Source organism: Pseudoalteromonas sp. Of7M-16 (genome assembly GCF_022347805.1).
GTDB classification, from domain to species: Bacteria; Pseudomonadota; Gammaproteobacteria; order Enterobacterales; family Alteromonadaceae; genus Pseudoalteromonas; species Pseudoalteromonas luteoviolacea_F.
Genome location: NZ_JAKRFY010000019.1, coordinates 105,370 through 127,437 on the forward strand (window position 1 = coordinate 105,370; position 22,068 = coordinate 127,437).

At 41.5% G+C, this 22,068-nt stretch carries 20 protein-coding genes; 7 read left to right on the forward strand and 13 right to left on the reverse strand.

Going from position 1 to position 22,068, the window contains the following annotated elements:
- Nucleotides 1-175 precede the first annotated feature (175 nt).
- The gene (locus MHN81_RS18755; protein WP_023399300.1) at nt 176-2,641 is read left to right on the forward strand and encodes an EAL domain-containing protein; all 2,466 of its coding nucleotides are present in this window, start codon (nt 176-178) and stop codon (nt 2,639-2,641) included.
- A 12-nt stretch (nt 2,642-2,653) separates the two neighbouring features.
- On the opposite strand, the gene MHN81_RS18760 is transcribed toward MHN81_RS18755, so the two are convergent.
- From MHN81_RS18760 to MHN81_RS18770, 3 genes are all read right to left on the reverse strand, one after another.
- Complete coding sequence (locus MHN81_RS18760; RefSeq protein WP_239426409.1) at nt 2,654-4,693, reverse strand: ATP-binding protein; 2,040 nt, start codon at nt 4,691-4,693, stop codon at nt 2,654-2,656.
- 152 nt (nt 4,694-4,845) lie between these two features.
- Nucleotides 4,846-5,637 carry a CLCA_X family protein gene (locus tag MHN81_RS18765; protein ID WP_239426410.1) on the reverse strand — a complete coding sequence of 264 codons (792 nt, stop codon included), beginning with the start codon at nt 5,635-5,637 and terminating at the stop codon, nt 4,846-4,848.
- Nucleotides 5,630-6,229, reverse strand: coding sequence for a tRNA-uridine aminocarboxypropyltransferase (locus MHN81_RS18770; RefSeq protein ID WP_023399303.1), 600 nt, complete (start codon nt 6,227-6,229; stop codon nt 5,630-5,632). Before MHN81_RS18770 ends, MHN81_RS18765 begins: the two co-directional genes overlap by 8 nt.
- Nucleotides 6,230-6,357: 128 nt before the next feature.
- Between MHN81_RS18770 and MHN81_RS18775 the strand changes: the two genes are divergently transcribed.
- Together MHN81_RS18775 and MHN81_RS18780 are read left to right on the forward strand one after the other, a co-directional pair.
- Nucleotides 6,358-6,702, forward strand: coding sequence for an Hpt domain-containing protein (locus MHN81_RS18775; protein WP_023399304.1), 345 nt, complete (start codon nt 6,358-6,360; stop codon nt 6,700-6,702).
- 163 nt (nt 6,703-6,865) lie between these two features.
- On the forward strand, nt 6,866-8,080 hold the full coding sequence (locus tag MHN81_RS18780) for a pyridoxal phosphate-dependent aminotransferase (RefSeq protein ID WP_023399305.1): 1,215 nt from the start codon (nt 6,866-6,868) through the stop codon (nt 8,078-8,080).
- A gap of 31 nt (nt 8,081-8,111) precedes the next feature.
- Here MHN81_RS18780 and MHN81_RS18785 read toward each other — a convergent pair whose 3' ends face one another.
- From MHN81_RS18785 to MHN81_RS18815, 7 genes are all read right to left on the reverse strand, one after another.
- Entirely contained in the window at nt 8,112-8,786 is a 675-nt protein-coding gene (locus tag MHN81_RS18785) for a M15 family metallopeptidase (protein ID WP_023399306.1), read from the reverse strand.
- Complete coding sequence (gene dapE, locus MHN81_RS18790) at nt 8,783-9,934, reverse strand: succinyl-diaminopimelate desuccinylase (protein WP_239426411.1); 1,152 nt, start codon at nt 9,932-9,934, stop codon at nt 8,783-8,785. The genes MHN81_RS18785 and dapE overlap by 4 nt, the downstream gene beginning before the upstream one ends.
- Nucleotides 9,931-10,278, reverse strand: a complete 348-nt coding sequence (locus tag MHN81_RS18795) for an ArsC family reductase (protein WP_023399308.1) — start codon at nt 10,276-10,278, stop codon at nt 9,931-9,933. Before MHN81_RS18795 ends, dapE begins: the two co-directional genes overlap by 4 nt.
- On the reverse strand, nt 10,275-10,781 hold the full coding sequence (locus tag MHN81_RS18800; RefSeq protein WP_023399309.1) for a PTS glucose transporter subunit IIA: 507 nt from the start codon (nt 10,779-10,781) through the stop codon (nt 10,275-10,277). Before MHN81_RS18800 ends, MHN81_RS18795 begins: the two co-directional genes overlap by 4 nt.
- Nucleotides 10,781-11,161, reverse strand: a complete 381-nt coding sequence (locus tag MHN81_RS18805; protein ID WP_023399310.1) for an ACT domain-containing protein — start codon at nt 11,159-11,161, stop codon at nt 10,781-10,783. Before MHN81_RS18805 ends, MHN81_RS18800 begins: the two co-directional genes overlap by 1 nt.
- A 116-nt stretch (nt 11,162-11,277) precedes the next feature.
- Nucleotides 11,278-13,422 (reverse strand): phosphate acetyltransferase, encoded by a 2,145-nt coding sequence (gene pta, locus MHN81_RS18810; protein ID WP_239426412.1) that lies wholly within the window; start codon nt 13,420-13,422, stop codon nt 11,278-11,280.
- Nucleotides 13,423-13,424: 2 nt separating this feature from the next.
- Nucleotides 13,425-14,624, reverse strand: coding sequence for an acetate kinase (locus MHN81_RS18815; RefSeq protein WP_239426413.1), 1,200 nt, complete (start codon nt 14,622-14,624; stop codon nt 13,425-13,427).
- A gap of 152 nt (nt 14,625-14,776) precedes the next feature.
- On the opposite strand from MHN81_RS18815, the gene yfbV reads away from it, so the two are divergent.
- Nucleotides 14,777-15,223 carry a terminus macrodomain insulation protein YfbV gene (yfbV, locus tag MHN81_RS18820; RefSeq protein WP_023399313.1) on the forward strand — a complete coding sequence of 149 codons (447 nt, stop codon included), beginning with the start codon at nt 14,777-14,779 and terminating at the stop codon, nt 15,221-15,223.
- Between the two features lie 482 nt (nt 15,224-15,705).
- On the opposite strand, the gene rlmA is transcribed toward yfbV, so the two are convergent.
- The 3 genes from rlmA to xthA are packed head-to-tail and all read right to left on the reverse strand — an operon-like array spanning nt 15,706 to nt 17,989.
- Nucleotides 15,706-16,515, reverse strand: a complete 810-nt coding sequence (gene rlmA / locus MHN81_RS18825; protein WP_239426414.1) for a 23S rRNA (guanine(745)-N(1))-methyltransferase — start codon at nt 16,513-16,515, stop codon at nt 15,706-15,708.
- A complete protein-coding gene (locus tag MHN81_RS18830; RefSeq protein WP_023399315.1) occupies nt 16,512-17,135 on the reverse strand; it encodes a membrane protein in 624 nt (207 codons plus the stop codon). Before MHN81_RS18830 ends, rlmA begins: the two co-directional genes overlap by 4 nt.
- A 44-nt stretch (nt 17,136-17,179) precedes the next feature.
- A complete protein-coding gene (gene xthA / locus MHN81_RS18835; protein ID WP_023399316.1) occupies nt 17,180-17,989 on the reverse strand; it encodes an exodeoxyribonuclease III in 810 nt (269 codons plus the stop codon).
- A 238-nt stretch (nt 17,990-18,227) separates the two neighbouring features.
- Between xthA and MHN81_RS18840 the strand changes: the two genes are divergently transcribed.
- The 3 genes from MHN81_RS18840 (at nt 18,228) to yccX (ending at nt 21,991) form a co-directional block, all read left to right on the forward strand.
- Nucleotides 18,228-18,671: a hypothetical protein gene (locus MHN81_RS18840; RefSeq protein ID WP_023399317.1), complete on the forward strand. Its 444-nt coding sequence runs from the start codon at nt 18,228-18,230 to the stop codon at nt 18,669-18,671.
- A gap of 211 nt (nt 18,672-18,882) precedes the next feature.
- On the forward strand, nt 18,883-21,549 hold the full coding sequence (locus MHN81_RS18845) for a TonB-dependent receptor (protein WP_023399318.1): 2,667 nt from the start codon (nt 18,883-18,885) through the stop codon (nt 21,547-21,549).
- A gap of 175 nt (nt 21,550-21,724) precedes the next feature.
- Complete coding sequence (gene yccX, locus MHN81_RS18850; RefSeq protein WP_036976128.1) at nt 21,725-21,991, forward strand: acylphosphatase; 267 nt, start codon at nt 21,725-21,727, stop codon at nt 21,989-21,991.
- Nucleotides 21,992-22,068: the final 77 nt, after the last annotated feature.

The following is a 22,068-nucleotide window of genomic DNA, read 5'->3' on the forward strand; positions in this document are numbered from 1 at the left end:
TCACCTAAAACACCGAATTGAGGGTTTATTTCGTTTAGGAACTGGCAATTGTTTGCGTAGTCATCATACTTACCTATGTGGTTTTGGGGCGGCTTATTTTTTCATAGTTTGATGGGCATAATTGTAATAATCCAATTAAGCCGAAAGTCTAAATCACTTACTCAAGGAGGTGGGTATGTGGTTGTATATGAAACACATCGTGTTCTTTTTGTTTCTGCTCGTGAGTGGACAGAGTGCCTTTGCATCTCAAGAATATGTCATTGCGCAGTTTACCGATACGTCAAATGAACTGTCGGTTGATACTGTCATAGATCGCAGCGCTAGCTTCATACCTATAGGTGGTGAAGCTAAATTCGTCAAAGGAGAAACTCTTTGGGTCAAAGTTAGCGGCAAGCGTTATTCAAAAGATCTAGTTGCGATTATGAGCACAATTGAGGGTACTGTGAAGCTGTATCAGGTTTCAAGTGGTAAAATTGTTGCGTATAAATTGGTTTCCCCTGAAGTTGCTCACCTTGCTCCCAATCTACATATTTTACCTTCTATGGCGCTGTCAGATGGTCAGGCGCAATATGACGTTTATATAAAGGTTAAAGCCAAATATGGTGGCCTGCTTTCACTAGATGTGTTGTCTGAGAGTGAATATAGAAAAGCGTTGAATTCGCGATTATTTATCATAGGTGTCAGCAGCGGTATTCACTATTTTCTCGCTTTTTTCGTAGCTTTAATGGCGCTGTTTCAGTTGAGAAAAGGGCTGGCGGTATTAACCGCCTATTTTGTCTGCATCAGCGTTCATACTGGTGTTTATAGTGGTGCCAATAACTTAGTTTTCCCCAGTGAGGTTGCCAGCTATTTTGCAATTTACCAAAGCCAAATATACTTGCTGTCTTTAATTTTTGCAGTGTTATTTTTACATTACTTTATGGTATTGAAACGGGCCGAACCCAGATATATTCGCTTGGTGAATATTTCGGTTTGGCTTATTGCTGCATTGGCTGTGCTAGTGGCGCCACTTAATGCGCAGCACTCTTTAGTGTTTCATCTGCTCGGTAGCCTAATTTGCTGCTTGTTATATTTTGTCGTTCTGAAAAGTCAATTAGTAGAGCACAGAGATGAGGTTATGGCGCTGGTTCTGACTTGGCTACCGATTTTTGCATTAAAAGCGTATATATTTGTTAATCAATTTGGGATCTACTTACCGATAGATGACCCGATCGTAAACCACTTCCTTATTACCTCACATATTGTATTACTGGCTTTTTATTTATATTGGCATGACAAAAACAAAAAAAAGCAGCTTTTGTTTTATGCGACGCATGATAAAGATACAGGAGCACCTAACCGATATATGTTGCAGCAAAGTTTGGACTCGCTCGAAAAAAAAGGAAAAGAGCATACTTTGCTGTTATTTAGGCCACTGGTTTTGCAGACTATTCGATTGAACATGGGGTGGAGCTTTGCTAATACACATCTTAAAAAGCTATTAAGTAAAGTAAGCGAGCAATTAAACACCTATGGCAATGCCGTTACTGCTGAGCAAACAAACTCGCACACAGCCATATATCGATTGGATGATTCTCTTTTTGCGATTGTCTTACTTGGTAAATTTGAGCTGAGTCAAGTGGAGCAATTTGTTTGTATTTTATCAGCCAGCTTCGAAGACGGAATTGATTTTTGTGGAGACTTACTGGTCGACCAACTGGAAATAGGGGTGGCAAGTAATCCGATTCACGCTGCCAGTGCAGATTCATTGATCCAATGTGCGATGCAAGCTCTTGCCGCCAAACCAGCTGGGACGAATAAATGGCAGCTTTTCGATTTTGGTAACTCGATTGTATCTCAACGTCGCATTAAAATCGCATCGGCGTTAAAGGTTGCTATCGAACGTGAGCAGCTAAGTTTGTACCTTCAACCTCAATTGCATTTAGATTCTGGCAAAGTCTACGGTGCGGAGGCATTGCTTAGGTGGCACCACCCAGAACTAGGAGTTGTGCCTCCGAGTGAATTTATTCCGATTGCGGAGTCTTCAGGGATTGTGTTTGAATTAACAGAGTGGGTTGTCGAAACGGGGCTCAAGCAACAGGCCGAACTTGTTAAGCTGCTTGCATCACACACTCTTTCACTGAATATTTCTGGCAAAGATGTTGGCCGAAAAGAGCTTGCTGTTCAATTGATTGAACTGATTAATCAATATGCTCTGTCTCCCATTCAAATTGTGTTAGAAGTTACTGAGTCAGCGACAGTAGACAATGAGAGAACGCTGTATGACACCTTAGCTGATTATCGAAAAATTGGACTGAGAGTGGCTATTGACGACTTTGGAACAGGGTACTCATCTTTGGCTTATCTCAGCCAACTGGGGTTTGATAAACTAAAAATAGATAAACGTTTTGTCCTAGACCTTGAGAGTTCAAAGACCAATCAAACTATCTGTAAGGCTACCTGTGATATGGCACATAGTTTGGGCTCTGTGGTTGTTGCTGAGGGAATAGAAAGCGAGGGAAGCTACAGGCAGCTTCAATCATACCAATGTGAAATAGGCCAAGGTTATTTTATTTCAAGGCCGCTGCCGTTTGAAGAGTACAAAGCTTGGTTGCAAAGAATGATCGATGTTGAAGATGTTATACATTATCTAACATCTTAATCACTTTGTAACTTATAGCTTTGTATATTCATTGTGACTCAAAGAAAGTTGCTCTAAACAGTTAGACAGAATGCGTGCCAAGGCCATAAAATCGATCGGTTTGGGCAGCATATCTACCATACCAACTTCTACTAGGTGCTGTTTACTTAGCTCGTCAATATTAGCCGTCATCGCGATAATATGCGTGTGTTCGGCTTTAAGGTTTCTCTTGGCGATGGTTTTTGCTGCAGTAAGTCCATCCATGACAGGCATGATACTATCCATAAATATGATGTCGTAACATACTTGTTCACAATTATGAATTGCTATTTGGCCATTGCTAGCAATGTCAGGCTCTATATTGAATTTCTTTAAAAATGACGTCATCACTTTTTGATTGATGAGGTTGTCTTCTACCAAGAGTACACGTAGCTTGGATGCATCGAATTGGGCATGGGGGAGTGTTTTTTTGGGCGGTGGCATTTTTGCTTTTTGAAGAGGTAAATTTACAAAGAAGTGACTCCCTTCACCTAAGCTACTGGTAACTTTGATCTCGCCCTGCATTAACTCAATTAATTCTTTTACAATCGACATCCCAAGACCAGTGCCTCCAAAGTGGCTGCCGACTTCATTCTCTCCCTGTTTAAAAGGTTCAAATAAGTTACTGATACTTGTAGAAGACATCCCTATGCCTGTATCACGGACTTCAATGGTTAAATACAGACAAGAAGTAGACTCTTCACTGTGTACGTTTAGTTCTACAGCTCCGCTGTCGGTGAATTTTACGGCGTTGCTGATCAAATTTGTGATTATTTGGTTTAATCGGGTCGAATCACAATTTACCCAACAAGATTGAGAAAGGCTTATCTCATGCACAAATTGAACGTCTTTTTTACTGACTAGTTGTTTAGATAATTCGACTTGGTCATCTATGAGTGGCACGATATCGCAAGGCTGGCAAACGAGGGATAGCCCTTCTTGAGATATCTTTGAAAAGTCTAAAATCTCATTGACTAAGCCGGTCAAAATCGCGGTGCTACGAAGCGCTAGCTGAATGTCCTCGGTTTTTTTTGTGTAATTGTTTTCGTCCATGGCATTTAACAGTAGTCCATTAATGCCGTTCAGTGGGGTTCTCATTTCGTGGCTAATTTTGGCTAATAATAAACTGCGTTCACTCAATAGGCGCTCAGCTTCAAGTTTTTGCAGTTTTAGCTTCTCTCTTAGTTCCACGTCTGAGGTGATATCCTGTAAAGAGCCAATTAAGCTAGTGCATTCACCATGATGGAATTCAGCCTCACCGTGGCAAGAAACCCAAATAGTCCTATTTTGCTTTGTAGTTGCTCTTAATTCGAGGACCCAAGATTGGCCATAGTTGATTGCATCAGATATTGCCGTCGAAAATGTATCTCTGTGTGTGCCTTCACTGAAAAAACGCATCCATTGGGACAGTGTAGGGTTGTCGTCTAGGTTTAAATTATGGATCCGTTTAGTTTCGTTGCTCCAAAATACTTGCTGTGAAGGGAGGTCTATTCGCCAACTACCAATTGAAGCGACTTGCTCCATTTTTTCTAACGTTTTGTAATTACTTCTTAGCTTGCTTTCTGACTCTCTTCGCGCCAGTTCAAATCCCAACCATTGAGCAAATAGCTCCACATAATCAATATGCTCTGTTGTGAAAGGTGGGCTGATTTTAGCCGCGGAAAAATTAATCGTGCCAAATATACGATTGGCAACTCGAATCGGTGCGCCAATATAGGATTCTAGTTGGAAGTCTTGATAGCAAGGGTGTGTAGAGATTTCACTGCTTCCAGCGTGGTGAAAAGACAGTGCTTTGTCTGCATTGAGTGTATGTACACAATAGGTTCCGGTAAGGTCAAATTGGCAGTGAGGGGTGAGTTCCGGGTTCTCTGATTCAACATATAAAATGGTATATTGTGAATCTAGTACCTCGCTTACGATTGCGATTTCAAGGTCGAAAACCTCTAAGCCAAATTTTAGAAGGGCCTGTATTTTCTCATCGGTGCTTAAATTTTGTTTTGATACGATGTCATGGAATTGCCTTAAAAAACTCACTGTTTAAATCCTTCTTTTTACTAATAAATCACAAAGTATCGATGGGATAAGCTAGCCCATAGATTGGGGGTGACATAATATATTAAAAGAAGTTTAGCGCAATGTGGTATTTTATTAACACTAAAAGACACGAAATAGGCAAGGCCAAAAATCTAAGGCGCGGCGCTGTGAAGGGCGTGGCCTAGTGCGCTAAAGTAATCTTTTATTGCCGCAGAGATTAAGTTAATTTCGTCACCAATAAGAAAGCCGCCAGCTACTTCTAATTTTGAATTAATCACATCTGAAACGAGAAACTCGTTTTGAAATTCGAAATGCTGAGCAATAACACACTCAAAGGCACGTGCTGTTAGCTCCTGAGGCAGGCTGTAATACAGCTGCTGTGCTTGTTGATCTAAAGCTATACCGCGAGTGAAAAATGCACTGGGCTTTTTACCCTCACTGTTAAGCAGAACACGCTTGTATATATCATTGAGTAACTGATTGAGCGGGTGAGAAGTATTTGGGGTGGATGTTAGCCACTTTGCCGACGCAAAATCGCTAGCTGTGCAATGCTCAAAAAAATGTTTACAGATGTAGTGATCAAAGGCATGCCACCACTCGTGAGCAAGTGCTCCGCCACCAGCATTTTTGGCCAGTGCCAAAGTTCGTTTGGATGGAGCGTAATGAGCTTGTACACCCTTTTGTCCGCCGCTGCCAAAAGCCAAGTTAAGTGTTCCACGAAGGCCAATAGCTTTTGGCGGCAACGATAATATTTGAGCCAGATCAGCAAGCGAATCATAAAGTAGGTTTGCGGCAATATGCTGTTCTTCTTTACTGACCCAATTGCCAAGCACGATGGTTTTAAATCCAAAGGTTGATTTTAATTCATCAAAACAGACTTGATCTCCGTAGCGATAATCTGGACCGTTTCGTTTATAGCGTCTATGAAGTCTGCTGTTATTCATTCAGATATCGCTGTTTTACGTCGTCAGGCATAAACTTTGTCTGCTCATGGATCATGCCTGCAAGCAGATCATATAAGGAACCAACAGGCAATGATTCATAGTGACTTAAAAAATAAGCGCACGCTTCCAAAGTCGATAGGCTATGTAATTGTTCTGCTTTTCTAATGGTGTATTTGTTCTCAGGGATTGATGAAAAAGAAATCTTTTTTAAACGCGTTAACCAAGGGTTGAGCATGGCGATTTTATGTGTTTTTTTCCAAGTGCCATCTAATACAAAAAGATACTCAATCGTCTTTTGATGCCTGTTAATTGTTTCTACGGTTTCTGCATTTTGGTCTGGGTATAAAAGTGCACAGTTGCTGGTACGGGCAATCTGTTGTGCCGTAATAAAGTCCTCAGGAGACTCTCCTTGAAAAACCTCAATATTTGCGAGTTGTAATTTGAGTAATCGAACTGTATTTTTCGCCACGGATACTTCGCTTGGGTGCTGTAAAACGATAATTTTGGTTCTATTTTGCAGTTTTGGACAAACATAGTTGCAAACACATGTTTTTATAGAAAAGTGGCAAATATTACAGGTACTTCTTTTCATAAAGGCTTTTAACAGGTTACAGTGTGCTATATCTTAACATAATTTATAGTTGGCTTTGCTCTTGTTGCGACTCTTAACTAGCATATAGTTATGGCAAAGTGGCGGGTAATAGACAATAAAGGACTTTTATGGACACTAGAATTGATGAAACTTGCTTGGAAAACATGCAGTCTTTGTTGGGGGAGCAGTTCAACGATACTTTGGAGTTTTGTCTAAGTGAATTTGATAGATTGGCTAACGATGTAAAAGCCACTATTGATAATGACTTGGAAGCAGCGACCAGAAATGCTCACAGTTTAAAATCAAATGCAGCACAATTTGGGGCGATGAGTTTAGCGGATGTTGCCCGTAGTATAGAAATGGCGCTGATAGAAAATAATACTGAACATGCAAAGTCACAGGTAAGTGTGTTGTGTGATGAAGTGGTGTCATCAAAAGCGCTACTGCAACACTGGTTAACTTCAAGTGTATAAAAATTTGGGTAGATAACGCCTTTTTTCCCTTGCAAGAGGCTGTATTGTAACTCAATACAGCCGAGTTTTCGTAGCCGTCTGTTTGTCAGTAAATTATACAACATTTGACCCTTTCCAATTGTCCAATCTCTGGTTATGCTACTCCTGAAATGAGGGAGAAATTATGCATAAAATAAGTAAAAGCAATAAATTAAATGGGGTGTGTTACGACATTCGAGGGCCTGTATTGTCTCAAGCTCAAAAAATGGAAGATGAAGGTGTCAAAGTACTCAAATTAAATGTTGGGAATCCCGCCGCATTTGGTTTTGATATGCCTGAAGATATGCATAGAGACATCATTCGAAATTTACGTCAAGGGCAGGGCTATTGTGATTCAAAGGGCCTGTATTCAGCCAGAGTTGCAGTTTACCAGTATTATCAGCAAAAAGGTTTCCCAAATATCAGTGTCGACAATACGTTTATCGGCAATGGCGTCAGTGAGCTTATCCAAATGGTCACGCAGGCATTGCTTAATGATGGCGATGAAGTATTGATCCCCGCTCCAGATTATCCACTTTGGACGGCATCAGTAAAACTATCCGGTGGCGTACCTGTGCATTATATGTGTGATGAATGTGCTGATTGGTTCCCAGATATCGCTGATATTCGAGAAAAAATCACAAGTAAAACAAAAGCATTGGTTTTAATAAATCCAAATAACCCAACTGGAGCGGTTTATAGTAAAGCCCTTTTGGAACAATTATTGGATGTTGCCAGAGAGCATAAGTTACTTGTGTTAAGTGATGAGATTTACGAAAAAATTCTATTTGATGGTGTTGAGCATTTCTCAGTGGGGTCGCTATGCGACGATCTGCCAATTATAACTTTTAATGGCTTAGCCAAAACATATCGTGCGGCTGGGTTAAGAATGGGGTGGATGGTTGCGAGCGGGAAAATCTCGGCCATGACAGATTTGCTTGAAGGTTTAAATATGCTCGCCTCAATGCGGCTCTGTGCCAATGTCCCTGCTCAGTTTGCCATTCAGCAGGCGCTTGGTGGTGTACAGTCTATCGATGATCTATTGTTGCCGGGTGGAAGATTGTACGAACAACGTAATATCGCATGGCAAGGTTTGAATGATATTCAGGGAATATCCTGTGTAAAGCCAAAAGGGGCCTTGTATGCGTTTGCCAAATTCGACACTAAGCATTTTAACGTTAAAAATGATGAACTCATGGTGTTAGATTTATTGCGAGAAGAAAAAATATTGTTAGTTCATGGCCGTGCATTTAACTGGCCATCGCCAGATCATTTCAGGTTAGTTTTTTTACCGCATAAAGATGAATTAGAACCCGCCTTGCAATCTATGCAACGCTTTTTCGATCATTATCGTCAGTAGACGTAAAACAGGCCCTTAAAAAGGGCCTTGCTTAATGCTCAGCAATGTTAGTTACAAACCGACTATACAGTGTTGGCAAGTTTTCTAGTATTGCTGCTTTCCCTAACACATCGTGTGTTTCTAGAGCTTCATAAATTGTGCTCAGTGAGACGTGATCCATCATGGCTTTAGATGTCTCAATGTGACTGATATGCCAAGGCTCCTCAGCGACACCACCTCTAAATTTGTCATAAGGTCTGAAAAACCCAAATTGCTGTAGAGAGCTGTCAAGCCAACACGCAAAGTCATAAAACGGGCCGTCAATTTGATATTCCCACGGTTCCAGCTGCAGAGACTGCCCCGGCTGCAGGTAGTTGCTAGCGTAAACATCTAAATCACTGCCAAAGTGATGACGACTGGTTCCTGGAAGTGCAGAAAAGAGCATAATCGCTTCGACAATTTTTGCATCGCTTAAGGCTGAAATGTCGACGGTGTCGCTATTTCGGTCAAGGACTGGACGTTTCCCACTAAATTTAGCGTTCCAAATCATGCTTTGGCGATGAAAGTCTCGATAAGACGAAGCAATGGTAAAATCAAAACCAGCTGATTTGGCTGCGTTGTTTAGAGCGTTTAAGCTCTCAACTACTTGCGCATGTACAAGTCGCCCTTGATAATCTACTAGGTGTGTTTGATCTAGCCCGAGTGCTTGTCTCTGCGCAATGTTCATTTGGGGTTTGCCAATAACTTTTCCAGTATGGACTCATAAATGAGTGCTAAGTCATCGAGTGACTTGGTACACACGTGTTCATCTACTTGATGGATAGTTTTATTAATTGGGCCAAGTTCAATTACTTTGCAGCCTGTTTGTGCAATAAATCGTCCATCAGAGGTTCCGCCAGTTGTTTCGGCATTGGCGGTGATGCCTGTGACTTCTTTAATTGCATCGAGCGTGACATTGAGTAATTCGCCTGGCTCAGTTAAAAACGGCAGGCCATTAACTGTCCAGTTGAGTTCGTAGTCTAGCTGGTGTGCTTTGAGTATATCATTGACGCCTTTTTGTAGGTCCTCGACGCTCAACTCTGTGCTAAATCTAAAGTTAAATTGAACCTCGACTGTGCCTGGAATCACATTGCCTGCGCCAGTTCCACCGTGAATATTAGAAATCTGAAAGCTGGTTGCAGGGAAGTATGCGTTGCCAGTATCCCATACTTTGCCGCTTAGTTCGGCCAAAGCAGGTGCAACATCATGAATTGGGTTCTTTGCTAAGTGGGGGTAGGCAACATGACCTTGAATGCCTTTCACTGTTAAGTGACCGGTTAACGAACCACGCCTACCATTCTTTACAACGTCACCAAGCGTATCTCTTGAAGATGGCTCGCCAACTAAACACATATCTATTTTTTCATTACGTGCTTCAAGCAGATCCACCACTTTTGTTGTGCCATTGATAAAGGGGCCTTCTTCATCAGAGGTAATTAAGAAACTAATTGACCCTTTGTGGTTAGGGTGTTTTGCCACAAAACGCTCGGTTGCTACTACCATGGCGGCAAGTGAGCCTTTCATATCGGCCGCTCCTCGACCATGCAAAATCCCATTCTCGACCAGCCCAGCAAAAGGAGGGTGTCGCCAATCTTTTTCGTTACCTACCGGTACAACATCAGTGTGACCAGCAAAACAAAAGTGTGGACCTTCCGTTCCCTTTCGCGCCCAAGTGTTGAGCGTATCAATGAAAAAGTGCTCTTCAATGTTGAAACCTAGTGTTTCAAGGCGGCTGTTGATCAGGTTTTGGCAACCTGCATCTTCAGGGGTGACAGAAGGGCGCTGGATCAGCGCTGAAGCGAGTTCTATAACATCACTTAGAGGTTGTTGGCTCATTTAAATATCTCTTGATACTGTGCTGCTTTAAAGCCAACATGTAGTTCAGTATTACGCTGTAAAATAGGGCGCTTAATCATCGCTGGAGATTCTAGCATATACTGTTTCGCCGATGTTTCATTTAAATTCTGTTTTTGTTCGTCACTCAGCGCGCGATATGTAGTACCACGTTTGTTTAACACTGCTTCCCAACCCAGTTGCTCAACAAAGCTGTCTAATAACTCGGGGGTCAAGCCATCTTTTCGGTAGTCGTGAAAAGTGAATTCAACGTTGTTGTCTTGGAGAAACTTTTTGGCTTTTTTGATGGTGTCACAATTTGGAATGCCGTATAAAACTATACTCATAATTTACTAGCTCTTGATAATGTTATGAGCGGGTCTTTGCCCGCATTGACCTGATTCAAAGGATAATAACATGGCCCCAACTTATCTGCATTTAGAATTACTAAGGTACCGGTAATAAACAAATCTTGGGGTATATCGTAATAACAGAGAATGTCCCCAGACTTAATGTGCTTTTTACCAATACTGTGTTTTAGTAGGTTTTCCATCTTCTGATATTCGCTTGGAATATTTAAATGCAGAAGCAAATGTAATCCAGAGTCTGCGCGGATCACAAATTCACATCCTTGCTGGCTGACTTTTACAATGTTTCCATTGCAAGGGGATATCATAAGTGCTTGATTCATTTTAACGCACACGCCGCTGCCAACCATTCCTGATGAAAATAGTGAGAGTGGATGCTGTGTTAATGGAAATACTTTGCCAGTAAAAGGGCTTGCGATGTGTAGCAGTGGGTTTGCTATTTGCGTAATTGGTGCATAGTTAATTGGTTTAGAAAAAATCATTAAACAAAAAGGTAACCGTCTTTTCTGAGAGCTTGAATTGCGTTATTGAGTTGTTGTTCTTTAACCAGAATATAGTCCGTATCGTAAGTTGATATGGAAAAAATAGAAACATTTGCACTGGCCAATACACCGGATATGTTTGACATAATGCCGGTAAGAGAAAAGCCCAAGGGACCAATAATTTCAATCGCGCGCCAATAAGGCTCAGCTGCAAAACTTTCGATATCGATGTCGGATGGGCACACAATTGAAAGCTCTTCACTTGTTTTGGCAATGAAGAATATGTCTGATTTAAGCACATTAGTAGGGATGCCTGCATCGCTATCTAGGCTGTGAATCGTAAAGTCTTGTTGTAGTACCTGTAGCGTTTGTTTTGACATACTTGCGCTCTAACTGCATCGACTCATTCATAGTATAGGCAAGTAAAGTGAAAAGAAACCCTTTTTATTTAGGGAGTAGAAGTTTCTACTCCCTTGATACACTTAAGAAAGGCCTATTACGGGCGCTGGGCTGCTTGGATAGCTGTTAATGCAATTGTGTATACGATGTCATCAACGAGAGCTCCTCGGCTCAAGTCATTGACAGGCTTTCGCATACCTTGAAGCATTGGGCCTATACTGATCAAGTCAGCACTTCGCTGCACAGCTTTATAGGTGGTATTACCAGTGTTCAAATCAGGGAACACGAATACAGTTGCCTTGCCCGCAACTTTGCTGTTTGGCGCTTTCTTGCGAGCAACATTTTCCATAATGGCGGCATCGTATTGAAGAGGTCCGTCAATATCAAGATCTGGACGTTTTTGTTGAGCCAACTTGGTCGCTTCACGCACTTTGTCAACATCGGCACCTTGGCCAGAAGTACCAGTACTATAGCTAATCATTGCCACTTTTGGTTCGATGCCAAATGCCGCCGCAGAATCTGCCGACTGAATTGCAATATCAGCAAGTTGCTCTGCCGTGGGATCTGGGTTAATGGCGCAGTCACCATAAACTAGCACTTGATCCGGTAATAGCATGAAGAACACTGAGCTCACTAACGATGAGTCAGGTGCAGTTTTGATGAGCTGCAACGGAGGGCGTATGGTGTTTGCAGTTGTATTAACTGCACCGGATACTAGGCCGTCAACCTCATCTTCGGCTAACATCATGGTACCCAAGACCACGTTGTCTTGCAGTTGCTCCGCAGCGACTACTTCAGTAAGTCCTTTGTTCTTACGAAGCTCAACCATTGGCGCAATATAGTTGTCAATCGCTTTTTGTGGGTCGAGTATCGTGACGTTTTCGTTCAAAACCACACCTTGCTGCGCAGCAATACGTTGAATTTCGTCATGATCACCAAGTAAGACTGTTTTGGCGATTCCTCGCTCTCCACAAATTGCAGCCGCTTTGATGGTGCGAGGTTCATTGCCTTCAGGCAACACAATCGTTTTGTTGGCTTGGCGAGCTTGATCGGTCAACATAAACCTGAATGCTGGTGGAGATAGTTTGCGAGTACGAGCGATCCCCTGTGAAAGGCTATCAAGCCAGTCTGGATCAATATGATCGGCATTGTGCTGTTTTACTTTATCGATACGTTGCTCGTCATCTGCAGGCACTTCCATATTGAAATTATGTAAAAGTAATGACGTGCGCCATGTATCCGCTTCGGTCGCAAGGATCGGTAATCCCGTGTTCATAGCTTGCTCACAAAGCTCCATTATACGAGGCTCAGGTTTAAAGCCACCAGTTAACAGTATGGCGCCAAGCTTTGTGCCGTTCATTGCTGATAAACAGGCTGCAACCAATATATCTGAACGGTCGCCAGGTGTAACGAGCAACGCGCCTGGTGTGAAGTGATTCAGAATATTTGATACGGTTCGTGCACAGAATGTCACTCGGCGCAGTCGTCTATGCGCCATATCACCTGAGTTTATCACTTCTGCCTGTAGATATTCGCTTAAATCTCTCACTCGAGGCGCTACTAAATCAAAATCCCAGGGAATAGCGCCTAGTAACATAAACGGGTGCTTGCGGAAGATTGGCAGTGAGGCTAAACGATTCATCTCGTTTTCGAGTTGATCAGGCTCGTGCTGATCGACCAAATCTGCTCTCGCCCGGCCATCTTCATCAAGAGGAGCATTAACTTTGTTAAAAATACATCCTAAAACACGTGCATGGTCAATTCCGCCATAGTTGCCTGAGGCAATTTCTAGGCGATCTTCAAGCTGATCATTTGTGTCATTTCCCGGGGTTAATACAAATACGATATCTGCGCCCAATGTTTGTGCTATCTCACGGTTTACTCTGCCCGCGTAGGGTTGTTTCCGTGTAGGTACCATACCTTCTATGATGGCTACTTCGTCGTCTTGTACACTGCTTTCAAAGCGCTCAACGATTTCTTCCAATAAGTCATCGCCTTTACCGTCACCGATCATTTGCTCTGCATAGTGCAACTCAAATGGAGTGGGGGGGGCAATTGATGATCCTTGTTTGATAATTAACGTCGACTTTTCAGGGCCTACATCGGCATTACGAGGTTGAGCAATTGGTTTGAAAAAATTAACTTTAACCGCCTTTTGCTCTAGTGCGCGGACTAACCCGACAGAAACAGATGTTAAACCAACCCCAGTTGAGATTGGGATAAGCATGATCCTACGACCCATAGTTATTGCTCCCCAGCAAGCATGGCTGCATCTTGCGCGATAACAAGCTCTTCATTGGTTGGAATTACAAGGGCGGTTGGTGCTGACACACCATCAGTGATTACCCCTTCATTACCGAAGCGAGCAGCTAAGTTTTGCTCGTTATTTAGTTTAAAGCCGAGGAAGCTAAGCTGTTTTAAAACACTTGCACGAATTACGTCTGAGTTTTCGCCTATCCCACCAGTAAACACAAGTGCATCAATGCCACCTAATGGTACCGCAAAACTCGCGATTTGCTTTGCTAGTCTGAAACAGAAAATATCTAGCGCTAGTTGAGCTTTTTCGTGGCCTTGTGCTGCACTTTCTTCAATTGTACGGCAGTCGTTAGATAACTCACTGAGACCGAGTAAGCCGCTTTCTTTATTTAACAAAGTGTCTATTTGCTTTGCTGTATAGTTTAGTTGATTGACCAAATACGCGAATAAACCAGGGTCAATATCACCACTTCGAGTGCCCATTACAAGCCCTTCAAGAGGCGTTAAGCCCATACTGGTGTCTACTGATTTACCATCCTTAACAGCACAGACTGAGCAGCCATTGCCAAGGTGTGCAGTAACAATTCTAGATGGTTTCTCATTTAAGCCTAATTGTTTGATAGCTTGTGCCGATACGAAATAGTGGCTGGTGCCATGAAAGCCGTAGCGTCTGATGCCGTGTTTTTCATACAATGGATAAGGTAGCGCATACAGGAACGCTGTTGGTTCCATGGTTTGGTGAAAAGCGGTGTCAAATACTGCTATCTGGGGTAGTTTGGAAAACGCTGCGCTTGCAGCTTCTATACCCAGTAAGTTGGCTGGGTTGTGTAATGGTGCAAGGTTTGCAGTTTGTTTGATAGCTTCAAGGACAGTGTCGGTGATTAAAGCCGATTTGGTAAAGTGCTCACCGCCGTGAACGACGCGGTGTCCTACAGCGACAAGTTGCTGGTCAAGTTTGAGTGATTTAACTAAGTCGACCAGCTTATTAATGGCGACTTCATGTGCGTCTCCATTAGACAAAGAGATAATGTGCTTTTGGCCATTAACTTTGTATTTGATTTGAGGTGAGGCTTCACCTAAACGTTCCGCTAACCCGGATAAATGCTCTTTTGCAGAGCTAGAGTCTATGATTGCAAATTTGAGGCTAGAACTGCCACAATTGAGGACCAAAACATGCGACGATGACATAATGACTTTCCGTTTTGACAATAAGAGTAGTTGCGTATTAAGCTAAATGGTGAAGTTCAATCAGCATTACACTTAATACTAAGGTATAATTGACATGTATGACCGTAATTTTACCTTATTTTTTTGAGAAAAGTTAGCACCTAGGAGTTATGATGCAGAAAAGTCTTATTTCACAAGTGCAACTGGGCCGACAATATGCCAAAGAGTGGCCAATGCGTAAGGAACTTGCTCCTCTATTTCCTGAATTTAGGGTGATAAAGGCAACAGAGTTGGCATTACAAACCATGCCTATACTTGCGTTATTCACTGTGTTTTTTCAAACCAGTCAACTAGGAATGGACTATCTACCTCAGTCAATTGCAATCGCTTTATTCTTTTTAACATTACCTGTGCAAGGTTTGTTGTGGTTAGGGAAGCGATGTGATACTTCATTAAATCCCGCGTTATCTTCATGGTATCGAGATTTATATCAAAAAATGGTCGCAAATGGTTACCAAGGGAATATATGCACACGAAAACCCACATACAGAGAGTTAGCAAAACTACTCAGTGATATGTTTGAAAAAATGGATAAAGCATTTACTAAAGAAAACTTGTAGTTTTGATTGCGCACATCTGAAAAGGTGTGCGTAGACAAAATAAACGCCAAAAAGCGTTTCATGCCTAGTGGCAACATATACGCAGAAAAACACTTCTCCTTGGGCTGGAAAGCTCTTTATTGGTACAGCCTTTGACATAGCAAGTAAAGAGGTGAACCAAGGCGCCAAACACTTTATCACTTTACTTGTCGACATAGGTTAGATTATTCATTTATGTCAATTCTGTTGCGCCTATGAAGAGGTAGTTGTGGCTATCATACTGGGATTTATATTCCCTTTATAGTCGCCCAAGCCTCTTATGCAGAGTTTAACGTTTACACAAAATGCGCTTAGTCATTGGAATTACAATTAAGTTTAAATGCAGTATGTAGGTCTTTGGTGCAATTGAAAGTATTCTTCTCTGGATGTGACAAAAGCAACATCAACTACAGCTATCAGTGTTTGGACCGCTAATTAGCTAATAAACGATCCAACTTCCGACATCAAGACGATTGCTTTTTATACTGAGTAATCAAAAAAGAAAATGTAATTTGGTGTGTGGGATTTTGAGCTAATTGTTCAAAATGAGAAGCTTTAAACTTCCATGCAAATGGCGTCATCTTTATTAAGTTTTCCGCAACATCTACTGCTACCTTATGACTTTCTTCCACTAATGTTTGCTCAATCACTTCAAAACCTTCGGGGCAGGGAGGTGCGTCGTGTAAACGCACATCTTCATATATTTTTTGCTTCAGTTCAAAGAGGTGTTTGGGTCCCGGTCCTACGACAATTAGCGTCCCATCTTGTTGTAATAATCTTTTTGACTCATGGGAAAAAACTGGGGCGAAAATACTCAAAACGATATCTGTTTCGGCCTCTTTGAAAGGGGCATCTTTGCTTGATGCAACGCTAAAGTGTGGTTTGCTATAGCGCTTTGAGGCATATTTTACAGCGGGTTTACTGATATCCAATCCATATACAGAGGCTGAATCAGGAAGTGCAGCTGCCACAGCTTGGGTGTAAAAGCCTTCTCCACACCCTAAGTCTACAACCATTTTGGGTGACTTTTTAGCGATCAACTCGGCAAGGGATTGTTGTAAAAAAGCATAGTGGTTAGTCGCGAAGAATGCGCGCCTTGCCTGCACCATGTCTAAATTATCTCCTGGGTGTTTAGAGCGTTTAAATTGCACTGGAAGAAGGTTTATATAGCCTTCTTTTGCAAAGTCGAATTGATGACGATTTTTGCAGCTCAGTGTGTTGCCTGCTTGATTTAATTGCTCTGAGCAAATGGGGCAGCGATAATCTAATGTCATCTATCTAAGTATTCCTGATCGTAAAAAGTTCTGACCCAATGGGGCCGATAGGTGATCATCAATGTGATTGCCATACCATTTAACATGGCTTCTGGAAACCACATGATCACCGAGTAAAACAAATAATTATATTGAAGTGTCTGCCAGTCATATTGGCCTAAAGACCAATAGTAGAGGCTTGTCAGCACTATTTTACTCGCTGCGACAAGGCCAGCGCAAATGAAAGCACAAACAAAAATATAAATAAAAAAGTGTCTAGGTAAGTAGTGGTAACAAATAGCAAATAACGCATAGCTTATATAAACAGGAACAATACCCGTTAAAAGCCAGAAAGAGAAAAATTCAATTGAGTTTTCTGCAAATGCGTAATAAAGCAGTGAAGCGAGCAATGTACTGAGTAACGAAAGCCGCCACCCTAACACTAAGGTAACAGCGGTTATCGCTAAAATATGGATATCTAAAAACGGTAAAATTCCTGCTTTTACTTGCCATAAAATAGCCATAACAAGTGCACAACATAAAACGCCTGTTTGTCTCTGCGGAGTTTTGAGCAATGTAAAAAATTGCGTTTTATCAAAACTGATTGCAAATGCGAGCAAACAAAACAGCGCTGTTGTCATTAACTGTTACCTATTATATGTACTAGGTTAACCACCTTATATGCTTAAACGTCAAAAGTGGCCCAAATTGGAGCATGGTCTGACGGCTTTTCAATACCTCTGAGCTCATAGTCGATATCGCTTTCGGTACAAGATGCCATCAGGCTATTAGTTGCGAGTACCACATCTATACGTAAACCACGGTTATCGTTAAAGCCTTTAGAGCGATAGTCAAACCACGAATATTTATCTTGTGCGTCAGGAGTAAGCTCTCGGAAAGTATCTTTTAAACCCCAATCCATAAGCGTTTTTAACCATTCGCGCTCTTCAGGTTGGAAAGAACATTTACCAGTTTTCAACCAACGCTTCATATTGGGTTCGCCAATGCCAATATCTTCGTCTGTCGGGGAAATATTTATATCACCCATAACAATAAGGTTAGCGTCTGGAGATTCATTCGTATTGAGGTGGGTCATTAAATCTTTATAAAATTGGCGTTTGTACGGGAACTTTGTTTCATGACTGATGTTATCTCCCTGAGGGAAGTAGCCATTCATCACAGTCACTTCCTGGCCATTATCGCTTTCAAATACACCAGTGATCATACGTTTTTGTGCTTCTTCTGTATCCGTCGCAAATCCTTTTTGAATAGATTTAGCTGGCTTTTTTGACATAAGCGCGACACCGTAATGGGCCTTTTGGCCATGAAAGTAGACGTGATAGCCCATCGCTTCGACATCATCGATAGGGAATGCTTCATCGTGTACTTTGATTTCCTGTAAGCCGATTACATCTGGCTGGTGTTTGTCTATTAAAGCTTGTAGCTGGTGGAGTCTAGCTCTGAGGCCATTGATATTGAAAGAGATTATTTTCATAAATAAGATTCGTCAATAAATAAAAGCGAGTGTATCACTTTTGCTGCCCAGATAGGTGAAAAGTTTACTGTTTCACATCTCTAGATTGTTAAAGTTTGCGATCTATTTAAAGAGTTAAAGCTGAACGATTATGAATATGTTAATTGATCATTAAATGTTCAGGAAAGTTTAATTTTATCATTTACAGAGTGAAATCTGGTTATATAATGCGCAGCAATTCGTTCATTTGAGGTAAATTATGTTTAAGTCTTTCACTGTTGCAGCTCTTATTTCTCTAACATCAACGACAGTTTTTGCATCTGAAGCACACAGTTTTAAAGCTGATGACGCTTCAACAATTTCTAAAGTGTGTGAAGTAGCGGCAAATCAGGGTCTAAGCGCAGCTCGTAAAGAAGGTGCACGACATGGTGTATTTATTTCTCGCTTTTCTGAAACTGTAAGATGTAATGGTGAAGATATTCGTACATTTGCAAAAGCTCACAATGAAGTTCAAACAGAAAAACAAGCTAGCAAATCAAAATTAGTTGCAAAAAATACTTCAGTAGCAACTGAATTATGCATGAAGGCGGCTAAAGAGGGCTTAGACAGCTTAAAAGTATACCGTGGTCAAGCTAGAAGTCTTAAATGTAACGATTTACCAGTTAAGCAGTTTGTTCAGCAAATAAACAAAACTGCACTGTAAGTATTAAAGACAAAATACTTAGATTAAGCCCAGCAAACTTGCTGGGCTTTTTGATTTCTATTTCTAAACTTCAATTTAAGCTCCCGATTTCACCCTGCCAATTCGTTTACATTTTGTAAATTAAACAGCTCTAAAATGTATTTTTATTGTTTTTTCTATGTGTTATAAAGGTTAAAAAGATGTTTTTAATACACTACGGAGAATAAAGATAATGAGAAAGGGGATTACGCTAATTGCATCTGCAGTAGGTATTGCTTTACTTGGGGGGGCAAGCCCAAGTTTTGCAAACGACAATGAAGTAGAACGTATTGAGATCACAGGATCTCATATCAAACGTTCTGATTTAGAAGGGCCTTCGCCAATTCAAACAATCTCCGCAGGAGATTTGGCTGCAACGGGCTCAACAGATCTAATAGGCGCTTTACAAAAATTACCAGTGGCTGGTGCAGGTACGTTTAGTACACAAGGTAATTCAAGTGATGACACTGCAAATGGCGGTTCAAGTGTTGCATTGAGAGGCTTAGGCGCGTCTTCAACGTTGGTTTTAATCAATGGTCGAAGAGTCGCGGTTAGCCCTTTTGCCAAAGATATTGAAACGTCTTTCGTTGATTTAAACACAATACCTGTCTCGTCAGTAAAACGCATTGACGTACTAAAAGATGGTGCGTCAGCAACCTATGGTTCAGATGCTGTTGCAGGTGTTATTAATATTATTTTACGTGACGATATTGATGGTTTTGAAATTGCCGGAAAAATATCTGATACAGCTGATGGTGGAGCAGAAGAAGAAAACTTCACGTTGCTATGGGGCAGCTCTACAGATAAAGGGCATCACAACTTTTCACTAGATTATTTTAAGCGTGGCGATGTGTTTTATGCTGATAGAGATTATGCATCTACGGCAGATCAGAGATTTCGCGGTGGTAATAATGCACTGAGTTCATCGGGTATTCCAGGCAGCATCGAAGTTGTACGAAGCCAAGTCACTGATGCGCAGTGGGAAGCGCTTCCTGTCACACGAGTCGAAGATGACGGAACGAAAGTAAGACAGACAATTTTTGCCGATGTGTGGGGCAATGATAAATGCCCTGAAAACATGATAATTGGTGATATTTGTCGTTATGATTACGCCCCTCACATGACCCTTATTCCGTCTACTGAACGGATCAGCTTTAACTACAATGGTGTTCAAGAGATCATGGATGGTGTGGAAGGGTTTGCTGAGTTTTCAGCTCAACATACTTCCACGTTTATTCAAGGTGCGGCGAGTCCAAGTTTTACTGAATTGAACATGGCAGGGGACAACCCAAATCATCCATTGGCAGATCAGCCTGATCACTTCTTACATGGCGTAGATATATCTATGCGACGACGTACAGTAGATATTGGTAATCGTAAAAAGGACGTGGATTCGGAGTATTACCGCGCTGTTATGGGAATGCGAGGTGAGTTTAAAGAGTGGGAGTGGGAATTTGCTTACTCAGCCATCCGTTCAAGTGCGGTTGAAAAAGGCTTTGATGGTTTTCCTAATAAATTAAGAGCACAAGCTGAAATAGACAACGGCAACTGGAACCCGTTTGAGCCGAGCCAAAACTCTCAAGCTACATTAGATAGAATTGAAACAACCACGACGCGTTATGGTGCATCAACAATGCAGTCGTTTGATGCGACAGTCTCAGGTGAATTATTCGAACTTGGTGACGGGTATGTGGCCGCAGCATTTGGTCTAGAGCATCGCTATGAAAAAATCGAAGATAACCCTGACAGTCAGTACTTGAATGGCGAAATATTTGGTACTGAAGCAACGCAGGCAAATGGAGATAGAGACAATACAGCTTTATTTGCCGAATTTATCGTGCCAGCCACTGAAAATTTGGAACTACAGTTGGCACTACGTTATGAAGATTATAGTGATTTTGGTAACACAACTGATCCAAAAGTTGCTTTCCGTTGGACGCCAATAGAAGAAATAGTAGTGCGAGGTTCTTGGGGCACCGCATTTAGAGCACCTTCACTGGTACAGCTCCATTTAGGTAGAACCGATGAATCACCAAGTGTGATTGACCGAGAGCGCTGTAAAATTACGAAGGATCCATTGGATTGTGAACCGTTTGAGTACACGGCTGAAGTGGCTGGTAACAAAAACTTACAGCCAGAAGAGTCTACCAACTATAACTTAGGTATTGTTTGGCAAGCTACAGATGACTTTAGTGTCGGTATTGATTACTGGAATTACGATCAGGACAACCTAATTAAAAAAATAGGTGCTCAAGATATTGTCGACTGTTGTGGTGATGATCCTAAATTAGTTGTGCGTGAAGCGAGCACTGGTGGCACGCCTGGGCGTATTCGACTGATCAATGATACGTTCGTCAACATCGGTGGCAGAAAAACGGATGGTGTTGATATCGATTTGGAATACCGATTGCCGACAAAGGACATGGGCGAATTTAAGTTTGGCTATAACGTAACTTATGTCTTGAACTTTGACGAAGAGCTTATTCGAACAGATGAAAATGGTAATTCGGTATCAGTTATTGAAGATGAAAATGGTGAATACCAACATCCTGATCTGCGTTGGAATGCGCGTGTAGATTGGGCTCTTGATGACTGGGTAGCAAACTTTAGCGTCAATTACATCAACTCTTACAATGACTTGGCTGATAGCGATGGTAATAAGTTTGAGATAGATTCTTGGACAACTATAGATACCAGCGTTACGTATATTGGTTATGAGCAGTTAACAGTGACTGTTGGTGCTGCTAACCTGACGAATGAAGAAGCACCATTTGCACCTTCTGAGTCTATGGGGGTAGACAATAAAACACACAGTATATTGGGGCGTCAGGCTTACTTAAAGTTCGCTTATAAGTTTTAAATAGCTTAAACCTCTCAAACGCCCGATAAAACAGCCGGTTTTATCGGGCGTTTTTTATTTTGAGCCTAGCATCTTGATGAAATGGGCTCAGAGTAAAAATTCTTATCGTGATTTTTCTTCAACAATCTTCACATCAAACCTATGCTTAATCCTAAAACATTAAGAGATAAATATTATGCATTCAAGCAGGTTTATAGTGATGGGCGTAGTGCAAGGAGTCGGGTTTAGGTACCACACAAAGATAAAAGCGTCCGCGTTAGGGCTAGTTGGCTACGCAAAAAATTTACCGGATAGAAGTGTTGAAGTGATTGCGATAGGGCATATTGAAAAAATTTCAGAACTAGCATCTTGGCTGGAAAAGGGGCCGACAATGGCAAAGGTTGAATCGGTGACAAGAGAAGATATTGATGTAGAAATGACAGAAAACTTCGAAATATTTTAAAATTATTTATTTTTTTACGGATGCTGAGAGATATTTTTTTCGTACACTATTTTGTACGTTTTTGCGAAGAGTGTGAA